Below are 22,426 nucleotides of genomic sequence, written 5' to 3'. Positions count from 1 at the left end.
AAATTTTACAATTATTATCGGGTTCGTTACCAAAAAAACAAAATAATCATGCTCTCTAAAATTTAGAGTGATTATTTTATAAAAAAATAAACAAGATTGTACCATTACAAAACCATAAATTGCGAACCCTTCCCTATAATTTTGTTATCTTGCCATTTGAAATTTTTTCGAGAACAAAACATGAGCGATAAAAAGCCTATCATTGGCATTTCTTTGGGTGATTACAATGGCATTGGACCAGAAATAATATTAAAAGCCTTGAGTAGTCCAAGAATTTTAAATTGGTGTACTCCTGTCATTTATGGCTCCCAAAAGGTGCTAAATTTTTACAGAAAACAATTAGAATTAAAAGATTGGAATATTCAAACCATTCAAAATCTTGGACAAATTCAAAAATCCCAAACGTACCTAATTGCGTCTTTTGATGACTCTCAAACTTTAGTTGAACCAGGAAAAGTAACTCAAGAAGCAGGAAAAGCAGCTTTTGATTGTTTAGAAAAAGCAGCGAAAGATTTGGATACAGGAGGCTTATCCGCCTTGGTCACAGCTCCAATCAACAAACATAATATTCAATCTGAGTCGTTTAATTTCCCAGGTCATACCGAATATTTAACAGAAAGATTTGAAGCAAAATCTTCCTTGATGATGATGGTGAGTGGCGATTTCAGAATGGGTGTAGCTACTGGACACATACCGCTTCAGGATGTCAGTAAGGCATTAAGTGGCGAATTACTACGTACAAAAATCGATTTATTTCTAAAGAGCTTAAAAGAAGATTTTGGTATAGAAAAACCCAAATTAGCTATTTTAGGATTAAATCCACATGCTGGAGAATCTGGTCTTTTAGGTCAAGAGGAAATTGAAATTATACAACCCATTGTAGAGGAATATAGGAAGAAAGGAAAGGTTGTTTTAGGACCCTATCCGGCTGATGGATTTTTCGGAAAAGCACAATTCAAAGAATTTGATGGGGTTTTAGGCATGTATCATGACCAAGGATTAATTCCTTTCAAATACATTACTTTTGAAACGGGAGTGAATTTTACGGCAGGATTACCTATCATTCGAACCTCACCAGACCATGGGACAGCCTATGATATTGCTGGTAAGAATATTGCGGATCCAAGTTCCTTTTTACATGCACTTTATTTGGCTTTAGATTTAGTTAAAAATAGAATGTATTCCTAAATGAGTAAGCAAGTTCTTATCATCGATGAGATTCATGAATCCATGATTATAGGCCTTGAAAATCAAGGCTTTAGGGCAATTTATTTACCTCAAATTGAAAAAGAACAAATTGCAACTCACCTGTCAGAAATTTCAGGATTAGTTGTACGAAGCAAAATTTTCATTGATGAAGATTTTCTAGAAAAAGCACCTCATCTTGAATTCATAGCAAGAGCTGGTGCAGGTTTGGATCTGATTAATTTAGAAGCAACCAAAAAAAGAAACATTCAAGTCTTTGCAGCCAATGAGGGTAATAAAGACGCTGTGGCTGAACATGTTATTGGACAACTATTGAGTTTGGCACATCGATTACATATCGCCGATATAGAAGTAAAAAATAGGATTTGGGATAGAGAAGGAAATAGAGGTTGGGAAATCCATGGAAAAACGATAGGAATTATTGGATTTGGAAATATGGGACAGGCGCTAGCAGAAAAAATCCAAGGATTTGGAGTTTCTATTTTAGCCTATGACAAATATCATCCTGCAAAAAAATTCGCTGCAAGTTTGGAAGACCTATTTGAGCAGGCGGATATAGTGAGTCTTCACGTTCCTCTAACCGAAGAAACTAAAGGCATGATTTCCAAAGAATTTTTAATGCGTTTTAAAAAAAACATTGTCTTAATCAATAGCTCAAGAGGTCAAATTGGCACAATGGAAGCGTATTTATGGGGTCTTGAAACTAAAAAAATCAAAGCCTTGGCCTTGGATGTTTTACCCAATGAAAAGCTAAAAAGTTGGTCAGAATCAGAAATAAACATGTTCAATTCGATCAGTAAATTCCCGAATACGATTTTCAGTCCACACGTAGCAGGTTGGACCAACGAAAGTTATTGGAAAATCAACGAAGTCTTATTAGAAAAAATCAAGTCATATTACCATTCATGAATTACCCAGAAGGATTAGCAGAGAAAATAGGATTTACGCATATCAAGGAACAAATCAGCCAACATTGTTTAAGTACAATGGGCCAAGAATTTGTAGATAAAATGCGCTTTTCTGATCGATTTCCTCTGGTCAAACAATGGGTTCATCAAGTAGATGAGATGAAAAGTATTTTGTCTGAACATGGAGGAGAATGGCCTCAAGTAGATTTTTATGATTTAAGACAAAGTATTTCACCTCTCAGTTTGGAAGGCCATTATTTATCTGCAGAAGAATGGCGCGATTGGCAAAGGGGTTTGGATGTTCTCTATCAATGCATCCGATTTTTCAATGGAATTGATGCTGAAAAATACCCAGAAATTCACAAAATTACTCAGCAGATTATATCAAAAAATCAAGAAACGGGTAGTGATTTTAGGCAAATAATCCCCATTCTTCAAGAGCTGGACCGCGTTTTTGATATCAATGGTAATATCAAAGAAAATGCATCTATTGCTTTGGGTGATATCCGAAGGAAAAAGTTTGCAGAAGAACAAAGTTTGAGAAAAAAATTAGACAATTTATTGTCACAAGCCCAGCAACAAGGTTGGGTAAGTAAGGATTTTTCTTTGGCTTTAAGAAACGGACGAATGGTTATTCCATTGGCTGCAGAGCATAAAAGAAAAATCAAAGGATTTGTTCAAGATGAATCGGATACTGGTAAAACAGTGTACATGGAACCTGCAGAGGCATTGGCCTTGAACAATGAAATCAAATCGTTGGAATCAGCTGAAAAAAGAGAAATCATCCAAATTTTAAGCAGATTATCTAACCGAGTTAGACCGATGGTTCCCATGTTATTGCAATGGTTTCAATGGCTAGGATTGATTGATTTTATTCGAGCAAAAGCACTTTGGGCAATAGAGCATTCAGGAATATTACCACATGTGAGCGAATCGCCCATGGTCGATTGGCAAGAAGCTCGACATCCGATTTTAGAAGATTCTTTGAAGAAAATAGGAAAAAAAATTAAGCCATTGACGATTCGATTGGAAGACAAAAAACGAATCATGGTAGTTTCTGGTCCGAATGCTGGGGGTAAATCGGTTACCTTGAGTACGGTAGGATTGCTACAATATATCTTTCAAGCAGGTTGTTTAGTTCCTTTGCAAGAAGGAAGTACCATAGGTTTTTTCCAACAAATCTTTTTGGATATGGGGGATGAACAAAACATTGAAAATGAGCTAAGTACTTATAGTTCTCACTTGAGCAATATGAAGTATTTTTTGCAACATGCTAATGCAAAAACCTTGGTATTAGTAGATGAATTTGGAACCGGAACGGAACCAAGTTTGGGTGGTGCAATTGCGGAGGCTATATTAGAAAAACTAACAGATAAAGGCTGTTTTGGAGCCATTAACACACACTTTTCCAATTTGAAAAGTTTGGCAGATAAAAAAGAAGGATTGTTCAATGCGGCAATGCGATATGATACAGCGCACTTAGAGCCGATGTTTATTTTAGACATGGGTAAACCAGGGAGCTCCTTTGCGTTTGAAATTGCTCAGAAGATTGGCTTACCCAACCAGATCATTGAAAACGCCAGAAAGAAAATTGGTAAAAAACAGGTTGATTTTGATAAATTATTGCTTGAAACTGAAACTGAAAAGCAAATTTGGGCAAGTAAAAATGCGGGATTAGAAGCTCAAAATGAACAATCGAAGGTTATTAAGGAGCAATATGAACAATTAAAAAACCATTTACAGGAAGAGCAAAAAAACATCATCAATGCGGCTAAAGCAGAAGCTAAAAAATTAGTTCGAGAAGCTAATCAACAAATTGAAAGAACAATTCGAGAAATAAAAGAAAAAGCTGCAGGTAAAGAAGAAACGAAGAAAGTCAGAGAGGAATTAGAAGGATTTGTACAGAAAAAACTTCATGAGGAACCGAATATAAAGAGTTCAAAAAACACAAGCCAAACTCCTAAAATTTTCACGGGACCTTTAGAAATTGGACATTGGGTAGCCATTCAAAATGGTGGAGAGGAAGCAACGATTGGGCAAATTTTGGAATTAAAAGGCAAAGATGCAGTGATTGCTTTAGGGGGAATACGGAGTACCATTAAAGTCAATCGATTACAAAGAGTGGCTAGCCCGAAACAGGAGAAGCAAAAGCCTTTGGGAATGCGCGGAATAGATATGAACGATCGTATGGCTCAGTTTAGTTTGACATTGGATATTCGAGGTAAACGCGGCGAAGAAGTTTATAACTTAGTGGATCAATACATGAATGACGCGATTTTATTGGGTTCTAATGAAGTTAAAATTCTCCACGGAAAAGGTGATGGAATTTTAAGAAATTTAATCAGAGAGCAATTAAAACGCTATTCTCAAGTTAAATCCGTGCAAGATGAACATGCTGACCGAGGGGGTGCAGGGATTTCGATTGTAAATCTCAAGTAAACTGATAAATTTTACAACTTATCAGTAAAATCAAATACATTCTGAAAATACTTATTGACCTTGTAAAAAAAACTATTTTGCTTTAAATAGTTCCACTATTAGTTAACTTTACAATGAAAATAATTCGCAATATTATTTTTTACAAGGATTATTTTGAAACTTTTTATCAATCATTAACTGAACGAGAAAAATATAAACTTGATGAGGTTTTATATTTAATTTCAATTACAGAAAGGGTTCCTATTAAATTTTTGAAAAAAAATTAAAAACCAGAATGGATTATATGAAGTTAGAATAGAATTTCAAAGTAATATTTTTTGGATTTTTTGTTGTTTCGACGAGCTTAGCTTAGTGATTTTATTCAATGGATTTCATAAAAAAAGCAAAAAAACACCTCAAAAAGAGATCCAAATAGCGGAAAAATTAAAAAAAAAGAATATTTTAAAAACAAATGAAAAATATAACAACATTTGCGGAACATCTTGACAAAAGATATGGCCAAATTGGCTCAGAAAAAAGAAATCTTTTTGAAAATAAAGCTAAGTCTTTCGCTATTGGCGAACTCATTAAAGAGCAAAGAAAATTAGCACAATTGACTCAAGAAGAATTAGCAGATAAAATTGGTGCTAAAAAAAGCTTTATTTCGAGAATTGAAAATGGAAAAAGTGATATTCAACTTTCAACTCTGTTCAAATTAATTGAAACAGGATTGGGAAGAAAAATATCACTTCATTTAGATTAAATCAATCTTACAAAACAATATTCACAATTCGCTTAGGTACCACAATGACCTTTTTAGGTGACACTCCTGCTAAAATTTTTAATACTTGTTCATTCGCTAATACAGCTAATTCAATTTCTTGAGGATTTGCTGTGGCTGAAAAAGGAATTGTTAATTTCACTTTTCCATTGAAGGAAATTGGATATTTAAATTCATCCTCTTCCAAGAAATTCGCATTAAATACAGGAAATTTCGTTGTAGAAAGGGTACCTGCCTCCTCACCTAATGCTACCCACAATTCCTCTGAAATATGTGGCGCATACGGAGATAATAAAACAACTAATTCCTTTAGAATAGCTTTTTTAGAGCATTTCAATTGCGTTAAATCATTGACACAAATCATCAAAGTAGATACCACTGTATTAAATGAATAACGCTCTAAATCTTCTTGAACCTTTCGAATGGCCGTATGTAAAACTTTTAATTCTTCTGGTTTAGCAGCCTCATCTGTTAATTTGGACTTAAAACTCACCTCATCAAAAAACAAACGCCATACTTTACGTAAGAAATTATGCGAACCAGAAATACTATTGGTGTTCCAAGGCTTAAATTGCTCCAATGGACCTAAAAACATTTCGTAGACACGTAATGTATCTGCTCCATATTTGGCAATTAAATCATCTGGATTAACCACATTGAATTTAGATTTTGACATCTTTTCAACCTCCCATCCACACACATATTTACCATCTTCTAAGATAAACTCAGCATCCGCTGGAACGTCATTTCTGCTCGACTTAAATGCTTCAATATCCAATACATCATTCTCCACAATGTTAACATCCACATGCAAGGCTACTACATCATATTGATCTTTTAATCCGTAGGAAACAAAAGTAACTTTATCTGATTCTTTTAAACGATAGACAAAGTTTGATCTTCCTTGAATCATTCCTTGGTTAATCAATTTCTTAGCAAATTCCTCTTCTTTGACATAGCCCAAATCTTTCAAAAATTTGTTCCAAAAACGAGAATACAACAAGTGCCCAGTTGCATGCTCAGAACCACCAATGTATAAATCGACGGCTTGCCAATACTCGATGGATTCTTTGCTAGCAAAGAAGTCCTTATTTTTAGCATCCATATATCGGTACCAATACCAAGATGAACCTGCCCAACCTGGCATGGTAGACCATTCATAATCGTACTTTCCTTGGTATTTCCATGAATCAGCCGCTCTTCCCAATGGAGGTTCACCTGTTTCGGTTGGCAAATACTTGTCAATTTTAGGTAATTCCAAAGGCAATTCAGACTCCTGAATTAAATAGGGCAATAATTCTCCTTGATTATTTGGCTTGAAATAAACCGGAACTGGCTCTCCCCAATAGCGTTGACGGGAAAAAACCGCATTACGCATTCTAAACTGAATCTTTCCTTTTCCAATCCCCTTCTCTTCCAACCAGGCGACTAATTTCTGCGTCGCTTCTTTATAATTCAAACCATTAATCATTCCTGAATTAATGTATTTTCCTTCTTTTGTGTTGTCCGCTTGTTTATCAATAGCTACTTGAGCATCTAAAATAGGGATTATTGGCAAATCAAAATGTTTTGCAAAATTCCAATCTCGTTGATCACCTGAAGGCACACCCATCACAGCGCCCGTTCCATAACCCGCTAAAACATAGTCCGCTAAGAAAATTGGCACTTTTTCATTATTCAATGGATTAATTACGTAAGATCCAGTAAATACTCCCGAGACTTGTTTTACTTCCGATAAACGATCTAATTCTGAACGAGATTTTGCCCAGTGAATATATTCCTCAACAGCAGTTTGTTGTTCAGGTGTAGTCAAATCCAAAGCCCATTCGTGCTCAGGTGCTAAAACCATGAATGAAACACCATAAATGGTATCAACTCGTGTAGTAAAAACTTTAATTTTCTTTCCTTGCAAAGAAGAAGGCACTTGATCTATGTCGAATTCAACCTCCGCTCCTGTCGACTTCCCAATCCAGTTTCTTTGTTGTTCTTTTAAAGAATCAGACCAATCAATCTCTTCCAATCCTCGCAACAAACGATCTGCATAGGCTGTAATTCGCATCGACCATTGACGCATTTTCTTTTGTTCAACCGGATATCCTCCCCTTTCTGAAACTCCATCCTTAACTTCATCATTGGCCAAAACTGTACCCAAGGCTGGACACCAATTCACGACTGAATCATCCAAATAAGCCAATCTAAAACCTAATAAATAGGCATATTTTTCATCCTCTGAATAATTATTCCAAGTAACTGCATCGATCCTTGGCAATTCTTCATCGCATACAGCCCTCAAGCCTATTGAGCCCTTTTGAGCTAAAATATCTTTTAGAGAATCGATGGATTCAGCTTTATCAGATTCTTGATTGTACCAAGAATTAAACAATTGCATAAAAATCCACTGTGTCCATTTATAATAAGAAGCATCGGAAGTACGAACTTCCTTTGACCAATCAAAGGAGAAACCCATGTTCTTTAATTGCTCAATATATCTAGTAATATTTTGTTCTGTTGTAATAGCAGGATGCTGACCCGTTTGAATGGCATATTGCTCAGCTGGTAAACCAAATGAATCAAAACCCATGGGATGCAACACCTGAAAACCTTGGAGTCTTTTATATCTAGCAACAATGTCTGATGCTATATATCCAAGTGGATGCCCAACGTGTAAACCCGCTCCCGATGGATACGGAAACATATCTAAGACATAATACTTGGGTTTATCAGGATTGATATTGGCTTGAAAGGTTTTATTCTCTTCCCAAAACTGTTGCCATTGCTTTTCGATTTCACGAAAATGATACTCTGTACGCATGTGATTCTTCTAATTTTTAAAAAGGAATGCAAATTACGCCTTTTTTGTGAAAAAATATTTACTCTACTTTATTGGTAGATTAAGTAAAGTCTATTAACTTTGTAGGTAAATACTAGAATAAACCCTTTATGTCGGCTGAATCCAACAAAGAACAAAACGAAATAAAATCGCATTTTCCTAGCTTTTTAAAAGCAGTTAATATCATTTGGAAACGAGAAAGAAGCATTACTGAAGTCATCATTCATATTAGTAATGCGATAGCATTAATGATTGTTGGGCACTTATTATTCACTTATTTTACTCCAGAAAAAATTTCAGGATTGTGGACAGAACTTACTCCAGATGTTTTATACTACGTCATGGGTGGTTTTATCGCCCAAATGATAGATGGCGCTTTGGGAATGGCTTATGGAGTCACAGCCACAACATTTTTATTATCTGTAGGCATCACTCCGGCTGCTGCATCTGCCAGCGTGCATGCATCGGAAGTATTTACATCAGGTGTTTCTGGCTATATGCACTTAAAATTTGGCAATGTGAATTCCAAATTATTTAAAACCTTGGTCATACCAGGCATCATAGGTGCTATTTTAGGGGCTTATGTCCTTTCAAGTTTAGAAGAATATGCGGGATACATCAAACCGATTGTTTCGGTTTACACTTTAATATTAGGTGTGATTATCATTCGAAAAGCTTTGATTAAACGTATACAGAAGAAGCCGACCAAACGCTTGGGTATCTTAGCTCTATTTGGAGCTTATTTAGATTCCATTGGTGGCGGCGGCTGGGGACCCATCGTTTCCTCTACCCTAATTGCCTCCGGAAGACACCCTAAATACACCATTGGATCTGTTAACCTAACTGAATTTTTTGTTTCCTTAGCTAGTTCAATTACCTTTTTTACGGTAATAGGTTTGGGCTATTGGCAAGTTATTTTTGGTTTAATTTTAGGCGGAGTTATTGCAGCACCTATCGCTGCAAGATTAGCCAATAAAATTCCTGTCAAATCCATGATGATTTTAGTCGGCTTGGTGGTCATCATTGTGTCTATTAGACAAATCGTCTTAGGAGCTCCGAAGTTTTTTTAATAAGAAGAGCTGTAAAAGGTAAAGGTAAGAGTTAAGTAGTGATAACAATATCTTTGTGTCCGTTGTGATAAATAGAAAATATTGTAGTAAAAAATAAAGATAAATCTATTCCAAAATAATCTTCCTAACTCCACGCTTTCTACTTTCTCCAGTAAACTGAACGAAAAATACGCCTTTGATTTCTGAGTTTAAAAGAATACGATTTGATTCCAAAGCAGGGATGTTGAGATTTTCATAAATAAGCTTTCCTTGAAAATCCATTATCCTAATTTGTCCCTTTTCAGCCGTGCGAATGAAAAACTCGCCTTGGTTTGGATTAGGCCAAATTTGAATAATTGCCTCTTTATTATCCAAAATTGGAGAACTGTTATTATTCTGAAACAAACGAATACCTCCTCCTCCCAAGCCAAGCAATAAATCTTGTTTACCATCTTGGTTCCAATCGAAAGACTGAATGGATGTATTTTTCCCATAATTAAAGGCCATTTCAGCAGGAACCGGTTTTTCAATGATTGAATGATTGACCCAATCTATCTCTGCCCAATGTATATTACCCACTTTGTCCATTGCCATCAATTTTAATTGCCCATCACCAACATCATCCAAAAAATCGAAACTCTGAATCGACCAGGTTTTCAAAGAAGATAATGAAAACAAATCAGGTTCCATGAGCTTCCATTCTAAACCATACGATTTTGTTTCCTTTAATTGAAATCGTTGTATTTGTCCCGATTTACTTAAAACAAAAGCATCCAAAATTCCATCTTGATCAACATCCTTTAAATACACTGATTCTCCTAAAGAAATATTTTTCAAATTATATGAAACAAATTCTTGTTTCCCAGCTATCAGAACCTGCATTTGTGAATCAACAAATGTTTCAAAATTCAATACCAAATCTTTCTTTCCATCTAAATTCCAATCGACTGTTTGCAAACGCAAATTCGTACTTTGATTTTTTTCTGAAAATTGCATAAAATCTTTGCTACGAAATAAATAGGTAGGATTGGAATTGGAACCTGAATTCTCATAATAATAAATAGAAGCTCTAACTCCTTTTTCACCTCTAATTCCAGCATTTCCAATTAATAAATCCAAATCACCGTCCTGATCTGCGTCCCAAAAAACAGGACTAGCTTTCTCCCCCACATCAATCATTTCATCCTGCAAAAAGCCGTCAGTTTGTTTAATTAATTCGGAACCTACTTGTTGAAAATAGAGTAAATTTTTCTGGAAATTTTGCGTGTAATTGACATTGTCTGATGTGTTAGTAGATACCAACAAATCCATTTTACCATCACGATTAAGGTCAACTGAATTTGCATAAGCAAAAGCAGCAACATTTACTGGATTTGTTCTTGGAAAATCATAAGTGGTGAGTTCAAAATTTGGTTTTAAACCAGTACCTGTATTTGATAAATGCACTAAATTGGAACATGAGATATGCCCAAACAACAAATCCATGGACGTATTTTTAGACGAATTCCAAAGTGATAAAGCATTTCCAACATGTAGTGTATTTTCTGCGCTATTGACTGATTGTGTTTGAATTCCATTACTAAAGCTTGTACCAAAAACGATATCCTTACAATCATTATGTATAAAATTACCCCAGCCCTGAACAGTTCTCTTATAGTCGATATCTGGCTTTCCTGATTTTTCCACACTAAAATTTTGATGTAATTCCAAAAAATGACCTGCTGGTTCAAAGGCTAAAATATCTAGGTCCCCATCTCCGTCTAAATCGCCAATGGCGGGAATATCACTTGGCGCCACGTATAAATTTATTTTTCCTGAAAATCCCTCAGAATACAATGGATCTTGAAAAAGGACAAATTTATTTAGGTTTCCTTGACCCACATTTTTGTACAATTTGATTCCGGCAGCGGAGTAGCAGAATAAATCTTTTTTCAGATCCCCATCAAAATCAATCAAATGAAACCAATTTTCAATCAAGGGTAGCTGTTTCTCATAAAAGGGTGCGTATATATAGGAATTAGCCGAGGAAGAATTTTCAGCCAAGAATGTACTTAATTTTTGACAGGTCCGATCGAACACGACTAAATCTTCGATTCCATCTGCATTCAAATCGATGGATTCCACTTGGGCCGAATTAAAACTACCTGCAAAGGGCATTTTAAGTAAATGGCTATTTTGCTCGACAGAAATTGTTTGAATTTCCTTCCAATTGCCACTTTGAGACAAAATTTTCAGAGGCATTAGCAAGAAAAGGAGAAATACTAAAAATTTCATTCGATATTTGTGGGTAATTATTGAATAGGCTTTGTAAAATTAAAATGAAGATCAACAATTCAACACTTTTAGAGAAATTTTTATCCAGCACTGGCGTTTCAACGGACACTCGGAAAATCCAAACTGGCAACATATTCTTTGCTTTGAAAGGACCAAATTTCAATGCCAATCAATTAGCCCAAGAAGCCATTCAAAAAGGAGCCAAATTTGTTGTCATTGATGATCCAGAATTTGACATTTTCCCAGAAACTCTTTTAGTGGAAGATGGCTTAAAAGCTCTACAGGATTTGGCTAGTGATTATCGAAAAACACTTCAAATTCCCATTATTGGATTAACTGGTTCTAATGGAAAGACAACGACCAAAGAATTAATATATTCCGTTTTATCTCAAAAAATGCATTGCTATGCGACTTTTGGAAATTTAAACAATCATATCGGGGTCCCTTTATCCATATTAAGAATACGTCCTGAACATGAAATTGCAGTCATCGAAATGGGTGCAAACAAACAAGGTGACATTCATGAATTAGTACATATTGCGCAGCCCACACATGGTTTAATTACCAATATCGGTAAAGCACATTTGGAAGGATTTGGAGGAATTGAAGGGGTTAAGAAGGGGAAAGGAGAATTATTTCAATATTTATCAGAACATCATTCTACTGTTTTTATTCCCAAAAATTCCAATGCAGTACGCGAAATTTATGAGAAGTTTACTTTTAAAGAAGTTATTGAAATTAATCAAGGAATACCCACTGAACTTTTAGGAGCAAAACCTACGGTGATTTACCAAACAACAAATGGGGAGCAAGTTAAAAGTCATTTACCTGGCATCTACAATTTTGAAAACATTCAAATGGCCTTGGCAATTGGCCATTATTTTGGATTAAGTGATGAACAATGTCACGAAGGAATTCGCACCTACCAACCCAGCAACCATCGTTCTCAGTTTATGAAAATTGGAACAAATCAAGTTTTAATGGATGCTTACAATGCCAATCCTTCCTCCATGTCTGCCGCCATTCAACACTTCAATGAAACCGAAAATGAACCTAAATTAGTCATTTTAGGAGATATGTTTGAACTAGGCAATGAATCACAACATGAGCATGAAATGCTTGGAGAATTAATCAGCCATTGCCAATTCCAGAAAGTCCTGTTGGTCGGTGAACAAATGCAATTTGCTTTAAAACATTTACCACAGGCCTACTATTTCCCAGACAAATTTGGCCTACATAATTGGTTGCAAGATCATCCTATTCAACATAGTTATATTTTAGTGAAAGGCTCTAGAGGCATACAATTGGAAAGTGTTTTGGCTTTTTTGGAGGGATGATGTAAGATGTAAGATGTATGATGTAAGATGTTCTTCTCTTTTCTCTTTTCTCTTTTCTCTTTTCTCTCTTCTCTTTTCTCTCTTCTCTCTTCTCTTCCAAAATCATAACAAATTAACCGATAAATAGATATCTCGAAAAATCTTACATCATACATCCTACATCTTACATCTTTTTCGTATTTTTGCACTTTATTAAGAAATCGACTTAAAAAATCATATGGCAAATTCATCAGGTACGTATGTACCATTCAAGGTTAAAGACATTGCATTGGCAGATTGGGGCCGCAAAGAAATTCAATTAGCAGAAGCAGAAATGCCAGGTTTAATGGCTCTTAGAGCTGAATTTGGTGCTGCACAACCGCTTAAAGGTGCAAGAATTGCAGGATGTTTACACATGACTATTCAAACTGCTGTGTTAATTGAAACTTTAACAGCTTTGGGTGCTGATGTTACTTGGTCTTCATGTAACATTTTCTCTACTCAAGATCATGCCGCAGCAGCTATTGCAGCAGCTGGAATTCCCGTTTATGCATGGAAAGGCATGAATGAGGAAGAATTCAATTGGTGTATTGAACAAACTTTATTCTTTGGTGAAGAAAAACAACCCTTAAATATGATTTTGGATGATGGTGGTGATTTAACTAACATGGTTTTTGATGAATATCCAGAATTAATCGAAGGCATCAAAGGTCTATCAGAAGAAACTACAACAGGTGTTCACCGTTTATACGAGCGTATGAAAAACGGAACCTTGCATTTACCTGCTATCAATGTAAATGACTCGGTAACGAAATCGAAATTTGACAATAAATATGGCTGTAAAGAGTCATTAGTAGATGCGATTCGTCGTGCTACTGACTTAATGTTGGCTGGAAAAGTGGCAGTTGTTGCTGGATATGGCGATGTAGGAAAAGGTTCTGCTGAATCTTTGCGTGGAGCAGGTTGTCGTGTATTAGTGACTGAAATTGACCCAATTTGTGCTTTACAAGCTGCAATGGATGGATTTGAAGTAGTTACTATGGATGAAGCAGCTTCAAGAGCTAACATTTTTGTAACTGCAACAGGTAATGTTAAGATCATCCGTGATCGTCATTTCAAAGCAATGAAAGACAAAGCAATTGTTTGTAACATTGGTCACTTCGACAATGAAATAGACATGGCTTGGTTAAATGAAAATTATGGTTCTTCTAAGAATCAAATTAAACCACAGGTAGATATGTACACGATTGATGGGAAAAACATCATCGTTTTAGCAGAAGGTCGTTTGGTAAATTTAGGTTGCGCGATGGGTCACCCTTCTTTTGTGATGTCAAATTCATTCTGTAATCAAACTTTGGCACAATTAGAACTTTGGGCTAACTCAGCAAACTACGAAAACAAAGTTTACATCTTACCAAAGCATTTGGATGAGAAAGTTGCTTTCTTACATTTGGCACATATCGGTGCTAAATTAGAAACATTAGAAAAAGAACAAGCTGATTATATTGGCGTAAATGCAAATGGGCCATTCAAGCCTGAGCATTACAGATACTAGTATTTTAATTGATTTAGTAAAAAAAGCCTTGGGATTACTCAAGGCTTTTTTTATATTTAAATTTTTAAACGAAAGAATTCCCTTACCATTACTCTATCAAATGAAATATTTACTAATCGTAGTTCTAATATCTTTTTTCCAAATTTCAGTTGCACAAAAATTTACTCATGCAGATAGTTTAAGAGGGCAATTAAGTAAAGAAAGAACCTCTTTCGATGTCATACATTATGATTTAAGCGTCAAAGTAATTCCTTCAAAAAAAGAAATCATTGGGAAGAATATCATTTCATTTCTCGTGAAAGAAAACACACGTAAAATTCAAATAGATTTATTTCAAAATTTGTCCATCAAGGAAATCTCATTCAATCACCAAAAAGTTTCCTACCAAAGAGATGGAAATGCCATTTTTATTCAATTCCCAAAAGTTTTAGTCAAAGGCGAAAATCATAAAATCGAAATTAGCTATTTTGGACAACCTAGACCAGCCGTTAAACCGCCTTGGGATGGAGGTTTTTCTTGGACAAAAGATCCAGAAGGCAATGATTGGGTAACTGTTTCTTGCGAAGGTTTGGGTGCTTCCGTTTGGTGGCCTTGTAAAGACCATCCATCCGATGAACCTACTAGTATGGATATCCGAATAGAGGCTCCCAAAAATTTAATGGCTGTTGCCAATGGAAATTTGGTCAATCGAATAGAAAACAAAGAAAATGCAATTAGTCATTGGCATGTCTCCTACCCGATTAACACCTACAATGTATCATTAAACATTGCCAATTACGCTCATTGGCAAGAAAAATTAACTCAGTACAATGGTCAAGAGTTGAATCTCGATTACTATGTTTTAAAGCCAAATATTGATAAAGCAAGGGCACATTTTCAACAAAGCAGAGAAATGCTATTGATTTTTGATAAATATTTTGGCCCCTATCCATTCCCAAAAGATGGTTATGCATTAGTAGAAACCGATTATTGGGGGATGGAACACCAAAGCGCCGTTGCTTATGGAAATCATTATAAAAACAATGCATTTGGGTTCGACTTCATCATCATTCATGAATCAGCACATGAATGGTTTGGAAATTCCATTTCATGCTCAGATCATGCCGATTTATGGATACATGAAGCAACTGGCACTTATGCGGAAGCGGTATATTTAGAAGAAAAGTCGGGAAAAGATATCGCACAAAGGTATTTAAATGGACAGAAAAGTAGCATTAGATACCGTTACCCGATCGTAGGACCTTATGGAGTTAATTATCAAAGTCCCGATTCTGATATGTATTTCAAAGGTACATGGATGTTCCATACTTTACGAAATATAGTTAATGATGATGTCCTTTGGTTCAAAACATTGAAAGGCTTTTGCGAAACATTTTACCACAAAAATACCAATACCAAAGAGGTGCTTGATTATTTCGATAGCCAGTTGCATGGATCAATCAAAGAAATCATGAATTATTATTTGTTCCAAACAGAAATTCCAAAATTGGAATATAGTAGTGAATCAAATGAGGGTAAATGGAAAATGAAATTCCGTTGGACGAATTTAAAGGACGAAATCAACTTTCCTATTATACTAAAATCAGGAACCCCAATTACTCCCAAATCAATTTGGCAAGAAATTGAATTAAATCAAGAACCTATCGTAGACAAAGAACATTATTTAATAAGTGTAGAAAAGCTTTAAAATTCGGCGGATAAATAAACAAAAAGCCGTATTTTTGCTGAAATTTTTAAAAAATTAGCAGAATGAAATTTGGTGTAATAGTATTCCCAGGGTCAAATTGTGATGATGATACAGTTGGGGTGATTGAAAGTTTAGGTCATCAAGCGGTAAAGCTTTGGCACAAACAAACAAGTTTAGAAAATTGTGATTTCATCATTGTTCCAGGAGGTTTTTCTTATGGCGATTATTTGAGATCCGGAGCCATCGCACGCTTCTCTCCTATCATGGACAATGTCATTAAACATGCCAAAGATGGTGGCTATTTAATGGGTATTTGCAATGGATTCCAAGTTTTAGTGGAGGCTCATTTGGTTCCCGGAGTTTTGTTGAGAAACAACTCACAAAAATTCATTTCAAAAAATATCTATTTAAAAGCTGCGACCAATAATTCATTATTGACTCAAGAATTAGATCTTCAAAAAGCGTACAAAATCCCTATTGCACACGCAGAAGGAAGGTATTTTACCGATGAAAGAACTTTGGCATCTCTAAAAGACAATGACCAAATATTGTTCTATTATTGCGATGAAAATGGCCAAGTAACCGAAGCAGCCAATCCAAATGGTAGTTTATTAAACATTGCTGGAATTTGTAATGAGGGGCGCAATGTATTTGGCATGATGCCACATCCAGAAAGAGCGGCTGATCCAGATTTAGCCAATACCGATGGTTTAGAAATTATCAAGCAATTGATTATTTCACCTCAATTAGTTTAATTTTCCAACAATTATATATTTCAAACATGTCAATTGCAAAAACAGGCGATAAAGTAGCAGTACACTATACAGGTAAACATACTGATGGTTCTATTTTCGATTCATCCGTAGGTCGTACACCTTTAGAATTTCAATTAGGTTCAGGAATGGTTATCAAAGGTTTCGATGATGGCGTAACAGGAATGAGCATTGGTGACAAAAAAACCATTGTTATTCCAGCTGCTGAGGCTTATGGAGAACACTCTCCAGAAAATACAGTAACCATCGAAAGAACTCAAATTCCGGCTCACATGGAAATTGAGGTAGGGATGTCATTAAACATGCACCAAGATGGCGGTCAAGTGATTGAAGTTTTAATTACTGATTTGACAGAAACACACGTTACTTTAGATGCAAATCACCCTTTAGCAGGTAGAGATTTAACTTTTGAATTGGAATTAGTTTCAATCAACTAATAAAATGAAAATAAATTGGCGTTCATTGGCACCACATGCGTTGGTGATTGTAGGATTTTTGGTGATTGCATTTATTTATTGCAGTCCCGTTTTACAAGGAAAAGTGTTGATGCAACACGATGTCATGCAAGCGCAAGCGGCAGCACAAGAAAACGTTCAATTTAAAAATGAAACAGGTCAGGATGCTTGGTGGACCAATTCCATGTTTGGAGGAATGCCAAGCTACCAGATTGCAGGTTCTTACCCCAATAGCATATCGAGCCATATAGGTTCATTTATTACCCAAATTTTACCCAATCCCATCAACTTAATTTTCTTGCAACTCATTGGAATGTATTTATTCCTTTGGGCAATGGGAGTTAGTCCCTTGATTGGATTTGCCGGTGCCATAAGTTATGCTTTTGCGAGTTACAACATGGTCATTATTCCAGCTGGACATACTTCCAAAGTTTTAGCATTGGCCTATGCTCCCATCGTTTTAGCAGGTTTAAGATTATGTTGGGGAAACAAAAAATGGCTCGGAGCAGCTATTTTTGCGCTAGGTATGTCTTTGGAATTATACGCAAACCACATACAAATCACTTATTATTTATTCTTTTTGATAGGTGCGTTCAAATTATTTACCCTAATTCAAGCGTATCAAACAAAAACCTTAAAAAATTGGTTGGGGAGTGGACTTTTATTGGCACTTGGATTAGTTTTAGCCTTAGGGACGCATTCAATGCGTTTGTTAAACAACTATGTATATAGTAAAGAAACAACCAGAAGCGCTTCAGAGTTAATTGCGAACAAAGCCAAAGGAGATGGATTAGATAAAACCTATGCATTTGATTGGTCTTATGGGATTGCTGAAACAGGTACTTTATTGATTCCTAATTTCATGGGGGGAGCCTCCCAAGGAAATTTAGGAGGAGAAAAGTCTGCTACATATCAAGTAATGACAGATGCAGGAATTCCTGGAGAATCGGCCTTAGGATTTGTAGAAAAAGCACCCACCTATTGGGGAGAACAAAGTTATACAGCAGGACCAGCATACGCAGGGGCTTTAGTTATTTTCTTGTTTTTGTTTGCTGCATTTTATGTAAAATCAAAAGAAAAATGGTGGATTTTAGCACCCACTTTGATGTTTATCACCTTTGCTTGGGGTAAAAACTTTGGCTTTAATAGTATTCTCTTTGACTACTTTCCGATGTTTAACAAGTTTAGAGCCATTACCATGGTACTTTCATTTGTGCAATTCGGATTTGTAGCCCTTGGTTTTTGGGGTATATTTAATTTTATCAAAGAAAAACCCAGTTTTACTGAAATCAAAAAACCACTTTTCATTTCTTTGGGATTAAGTGCTGGTTTATGTTTGATTTTCGGATTACTTCCTGAATTATTTTTCAATTTCAAAGGCCTTCAAGATGGTGCTCCGATTATACAAGATCCAAGTTTGAATGAGGCAATTTGGAATGCAATCAGAGAAGATAGAATTGGATTATTTAAATCAGATGCATTTCGAAGTTTGTTTATCATATTATTGGGTGCTGGCTTACTTGTTGCAGCAAGTAAATCTTTCCTAAAACCTCAAATCGTATTACTCATCATTGCATGTATTAGTATTTTCGATTTGACCTTGGTATCCAAAAGATATTTCTCCAATGATGCATTTATTTCTAAAAGTGCTGCCGAGGAACAAATTCAACCTAGCGCTGCTGACTCCCAAATTTTAGCAGATAAAAGTCAATACCGCGTATTGAATTCAGCAGTTTCATTTATGAACGATGCAACGACTAGTTATTATCATCATTCTATTGGAGGGTATCACGCAGCAAAATTAAGAAGGTATCAAGAATTGATTGAAAAGGAATTCAGCCAAAATCCAGCCCAAATGAATATTTTAAATATGCTGAATACCAAATATGTCATTGGAACGGATTCCATTGGAAGAAATACGGTGCAAACTAATTCAGCAGCCTTGGGAAATGCTTGGTTTGTAAAATCCATACAACTAGTTAATTCAGCCGATGAAGCTTTAAAAAGCATTGAAACCATTCAACCTGCTCAGACTGCCATTCTTGAAAAGAAGGATGTTTCACAAAAAACCATAGATTCTACCAACCATGGAACAATTCGTTTAAGTAAATATCAATTAAACAATTTGGTATACAATAGCGAATCTGACAAGGACGGATTTGCCGTATTTTCAGAAATTTATTATCGAGGTAATAAAGATTGGAAATCCTATATTGATGGAAAATTGGTTGATCATTATCCAACAAATTATGTATTAAGAGGATTATTTATTCCAAAGGGTAAACATCTAATTGAATTCAAATTTGAACCTCAGACAGTCGCAATTGGGAATAAAATAGATGCTATTGCATCCATTGGACTACTATTATTTTTAACATTAGCTTTAGGCATTACAATTAAACAAAACAACAAGCAAGTATGATTTATTCAATGACTGGATTTGGAAAATCCCTAAAAGAAACCACAGATTTTCAAATTCGAGTTGAATTAAAAAGTTTAAATTCCAAATTCACAGATATTTATTGTCGAATTCCTCGTTCTATTTCGTCCAAAGAAATTGAAATACGAAATTATTTAACGCAACAATTAGAAAGAGGTAAAATTGAATTAAATGTAACCATTCAAAAAAATGCAGAAGCTGAAGGAACAAGTAATATCCTTCAAGAAGCAAAAATTGAAAGTTATTATCAAGAATTAAAACGCCTTGCTATCCAATTAGGAATTACCCCAAATGAAACTGAGTTATTTCGTCAAGCTTTAAGCATGCCCAATGCCATGCAAGCAGAGAGTACAGCGGACATGGAACCGGAAGTGGAAGCAATGTTCCAAGTGATTTTTGAGGCAATTGTGGAAGCTTGCAATGAATGTAAAGAATTCCGATTAAGAGAAGGAAATGTAGTTGAAATTAAATTCAAAGAATACATCGCTTCTATCAAAAATGGGTTGACTGAAATTTTAGAGCAAGATAAAATTCGAATGCCTAATATTCGTGAAAGAATGAAAAAATCCTTATTGGATTTAGGCTTGAACGAAGATTTCGATCAAAACAGATTCGAGCAAGAAGTAGTCTACTATATTGAGAAATTTGATATTTCTGAAGAAAAAGTAAGATTATCAACGCATCTCGATTATTTTTTGGAAGTTTTGAAAGAAGGAAATGGAAAAAAACTTAATTTCATGGCGCAGGAAATTGGACGTGAAATAAATACCATTGGTTCTAAAGCAAACGATTCCATTATTCAACGATTAGTTGTTAACATGAAAGATGAATTAGAAAAAATCAAAGAACAAACGGCCAATGTGCTTTAAAAATCTTAAATAAAAATCAAATAAATACCTAAAACTCTTTTACTCTTATGATCACCATTTCAATTTTAGCTGTTATTGCCATAGGAATCATCCTTTCTGGCTTAGTGACTGTCCAACAAGGAAACATCGCGGTTATTGCCATGTTTGGTAAATACCGCAGAATATTACATCCAGGATTAAGTTTCAAAATTCCCATTTTGGAAAATGTCTTTAAAACAATTTCGATACAAAACAGATCCATCGAATTAGAATTTCAAGCGATTACAATGGACCAAGCGAATGTCTATTTTAAATCTATGCTCCTTTACTCTGTGATTAATCAAGAGGAACAAACCATCATCAATGTAGCCTATAAGTTCATAGATGAAAAAAGTTTGATGCAAACAATCGTAAGAACTGTTGAAGGATCGATTCGTTCTTTTGTAGCAACCAAAAAACAAAGTGAAATTTTAAGTTTAAGAAAAGAAATTGTTGAATATGTAAAAGACCAAATTGACCAAGTCATGGAAGAATGGGGTTATCATTTACAAGATTTACAATTGAATGATATCACATTTGACGAGGTCATTTTAAAATCAATGAGCCAAGTCGTAGCTTCTAATAACCTAAAAGCGGCAGCAGAAAATGAAGGACAGGCCTTATTGATTACCAAAACAAAAGCTGCTGAAGCAGAAGGAAATGCGATTAAAATTTCTGCCAATGCAGAGAAAGAAGCCGCTCAATTGCGTGGACAAGGGGTTGCATTATTTAGACAAGAAGTTGCTAAAGGTATGTCAGACGCAGCTCGTGAAATGCAACAAGCCAATTTAGATACCTCCGTTATATTGTTCTCCATGTGGACTGAAGCCATCAAGCAATTTGGTGAGCAGTCGAACGGAAATGTTATTTTCTTAGATGGTTCAGCAGACAACATGCAAAGAACCATGCAGCAAATGATGAGTGTGAATCAGTTAGAAACAGTTAAGAGAAAAACTAGCTCAAAATAATATTATTTTGTCATCAATAAAGCAACAAAAGAATAGCAAAAACTCCTAATAATAACCCTAAATACTGTTTTTTATTAAATTTTTCTTTAAAGAACAATCCCGCAACTAGAGTTGTACAAGCAATTACGCCAATATTATAAACCGGCAATACAATTGCAGCATCGTTTTTATAGTAATCCAAAGCCTTCAACAAAAAGTAAAAAGAAAAGAAATTGGGTAGGCCTAGCGGAATTGAAGCTAAAATGGATTGCTTGTTGATTTCTATTTTTCCTCTGGCAAACTGAACATTCAAGACAAATACAGATGCAATCATAGATCCAACCAATGCCATGAGCATAAAAGGGATTGTTCCTCCTACCATTTGCGCAACCGCTCCGTTTAAATAACTAAAAGTTGTATTGGTTAAGCCATAACCCACAAAAACGGCGATCAATGCCAAATAAGACCCCTTTTTTTCGGTTTTACTTATAATTGGGTTAAACAGAATAATGGCACCAAAAGCCAACAGCAATCCCAAAAACATTTGCATGGTAAAAGTAGCCCATTGACCCATCAATAAAATACTGAATAAAACAGGAACAACCAATGACAAGTTATTGGCCAAGGAAGTTACTGCCATTCCATTTTTTTGAGTAGAAATCCCCGAAAATAAAAAAGTAACCACAAATCCAACACCTAATCCTAAGATTCCAAAAGACAATCCCAAACTAGGCCAATTAAATGGCAGTGCATTTAACTGATGAAGCCAACCTGTTAGAAAACAAACAGGATAATTGAACAAAATAGCGACTGTTGTATCTACTTTCCATTTTTGATGCATTCTAAAATTCACCAATAATAAAACAGAAAATAAAATACTCAATGCTAAATAGTACATGC

Annotated in this window: 17 protein-coding genes; 14 read left to right on the top strand and 3 right to left on the bottom strand. The window is 35.3% G+C overall.

Annotated features, from left to right (window positions below):
• Window positions 1-180 precede the first annotated feature (180 nt).
• The 5 genes from pdxA to V7S79_RS00655 all read left to right on the top strand — a co-directional run bounded on the left by pdxA (window position 181) and on the right by V7S79_RS00655 (window position 5,295).
• Window positions 181-1,188: a 4-hydroxythreonine-4-phosphate dehydrogenase PdxA gene (gene pdxA, locus V7S79_RS00675; RefSeq protein ID WP_459488488.1), complete on the top strand. Its 1,008-nt coding sequence runs from the start codon at window positions 181-183 to the stop codon at window positions 1,186-1,188.
• Window positions 1,189-2,115 carry an NAD(P)-dependent oxidoreductase gene (locus V7S79_RS00670; RefSeq protein WP_459488487.1) on the top strand — a complete coding sequence of 309 codons (927 nt, stop codon included), beginning with the start codon at window positions 1,189-1,191 and terminating at the stop codon, window positions 2,113-2,115.
• Entirely contained in the window at window positions 2,112-4,553 is a 2,442-nt protein-coding gene (locus V7S79_RS00665) for an endonuclease MutS2 (RefSeq protein ID WP_459488485.1), read from the top strand. Before V7S79_RS00670 ends, V7S79_RS00665 begins: the two co-directional genes overlap by 4 nt.
• Before the next feature lie 261 nt (window positions 4,554-4,814).
• Window positions 4,815-5,039 carry a type II toxin-antitoxin system RelE/ParE family toxin gene (locus tag V7S79_RS00660; RefSeq protein ID WP_459489259.1) on the top strand — a complete coding sequence of 75 codons (225 nt, stop codon included), beginning with the start codon at window positions 4,815-4,817 and terminating at the stop codon, window positions 5,037-5,039.
• Entirely contained in the window at window positions 5,005-5,295 is a 291-nt protein-coding gene (locus tag V7S79_RS00655; RefSeq protein WP_459488483.1) for a helix-turn-helix domain-containing protein, read from the top strand. The genes V7S79_RS00660 and V7S79_RS00655 overlap by 35 nt, the downstream gene beginning before the upstream one ends.
• A 7-nt stretch (window positions 5,296-5,302) precedes the next feature.
• Here the strand turns inward: V7S79_RS00655 and leuS are convergent, their stop codons facing one another.
• Window positions 5,303-8,125 (bottom strand): leucine--tRNA ligase, encoded by a 2,823-nt coding sequence (leuS, locus tag V7S79_RS00650; protein ID WP_459488481.1) that lies wholly within the window; start codon window positions 8,123-8,125, stop codon window positions 5,303-5,305.
• Window positions 8,126-8,253: 128 nt separating this feature from the next.
• Here leuS and V7S79_RS00645 point away from each other — a divergent pair, with 128 nt between their 5' ends.
• Window positions 8,254-9,213 (top strand): sulfite exporter TauE/SafE family protein, encoded by a 960-nt coding sequence (locus tag V7S79_RS00645; protein ID WP_459488480.1) that lies wholly within the window; start codon window positions 8,254-8,256, stop codon window positions 9,211-9,213.
• Between the two features lie 105 nt (window positions 9,214-9,318).
• Here V7S79_RS00645 and V7S79_RS00640 read toward each other — a convergent pair whose 3' ends face one another.
• The gene (locus V7S79_RS00640) at window positions 9,319-11,418 is read right to left on the bottom strand and encodes an FG-GAP-like repeat-containing protein (RefSeq protein WP_459488478.1); all 2,100 of its coding nucleotides are present in this window, start codon (window positions 11,416-11,418) and stop codon (window positions 9,319-9,321) included.
• 92 nt (window positions 11,419-11,510) lie between these two features.
• On the opposite strand from V7S79_RS00640, the gene V7S79_RS00635 reads away from it, so the two are divergent.
• The 8 genes from V7S79_RS00635 to V7S79_RS00600 all read left to right on the top strand — a co-directional run bounded on the left by V7S79_RS00635 (window position 11,511) and on the right by V7S79_RS00600 (window position 21,547).
• On the top strand, window positions 11,511-12,803 hold the full coding sequence (locus V7S79_RS00635) for a UDP-N-acetylmuramoyl-tripeptide--D-alanyl-D-alanine ligase (RefSeq protein ID WP_459488476.1): 1,293 nt from the start codon (window positions 11,511-11,513) through the stop codon (window positions 12,801-12,803).
• Between the two features lie 217 nt (window positions 12,804-13,020).
• Window positions 13,021-14,337 carry an adenosylhomocysteinase gene (gene ahcY, locus V7S79_RS00630; protein ID WP_459488475.1) on the top strand — a complete coding sequence of 439 codons (1,317 nt, stop codon included), beginning with the start codon at window positions 13,021-13,023 and terminating at the stop codon, window positions 14,335-14,337.
• 100 nt (window positions 14,338-14,437) lie between these two features.
• Window positions 14,438-16,024 carry a M1 family metallopeptidase gene (locus tag V7S79_RS00625; RefSeq protein ID WP_459488473.1) on the top strand — a complete coding sequence of 529 codons (1,587 nt, stop codon included), beginning with the start codon at window positions 14,438-14,440 and terminating at the stop codon, window positions 16,022-16,024.
• A 62-nt stretch (window positions 16,025-16,086) separates the two neighbouring features.
• A complete protein-coding gene (purQ, locus tag V7S79_RS00620; protein WP_459488472.1) occupies window positions 16,087-16,779 on the top strand; it encodes a phosphoribosylformylglycinamidine synthase I in 693 nt (230 codons plus the stop codon).
• Between the two features lie 26 nt (window positions 16,780-16,805).
• The gene (locus V7S79_RS00615; protein ID WP_459488471.1) at window positions 16,806-17,234 is read left to right on the top strand and encodes an FKBP-type peptidyl-prolyl cis-trans isomerase; all 429 of its coding nucleotides are present in this window, start codon (window positions 16,806-16,808) and stop codon (window positions 17,232-17,234) included.
• 4 nt (window positions 17,235-17,238) lie between these two features.
• Window positions 17,239-19,674, top strand: a complete 2,436-nt coding sequence (locus V7S79_RS00610) for a hypothetical protein (RefSeq protein WP_459488470.1) — start codon at window positions 17,239-17,241, stop codon at window positions 19,672-19,674.
• Window positions 19,671-20,561 (top strand): YicC/YloC family endoribonuclease, encoded by an 891-nt coding sequence (locus V7S79_RS00605; protein WP_459488469.1) that lies wholly within the window; start codon window positions 19,671-19,673, stop codon window positions 20,559-20,561. Before V7S79_RS00610 ends, V7S79_RS00605 begins: the two co-directional genes overlap by 4 nt.
• A gap of 47 nt (window positions 20,562-20,608) precedes the next feature.
• Complete coding sequence (locus tag V7S79_RS00600; protein ID WP_459488468.1) at window positions 20,609-21,547, top strand: SPFH domain-containing protein; 939 nt, start codon at window positions 20,609-20,611, stop codon at window positions 21,545-21,547.
• 13 nt (window positions 21,548-21,560) lie between these two features.
• Here V7S79_RS00600 and V7S79_RS00595 read toward each other — a convergent pair whose 3' ends face one another.
• Window positions 21,561-22,424 carry an EamA family transporter gene (locus V7S79_RS00595; RefSeq protein ID WP_459488466.1) on the bottom strand — a complete coding sequence of 288 codons (864 nt, stop codon included), beginning with the start codon at window positions 22,422-22,424 and terminating at the stop codon, window positions 21,561-21,563.
• Window positions 22,425-22,426: the final 2 nt, after the last annotated feature.

Source organism: Aquirufa sp. ROCK-SH2 (assembly GCF_054558315.1).
The sequence above is the reverse complement of the archived record's forward strand: the minus strand, read 5'-3'. Positions and strand labels throughout refer to the sequence as shown.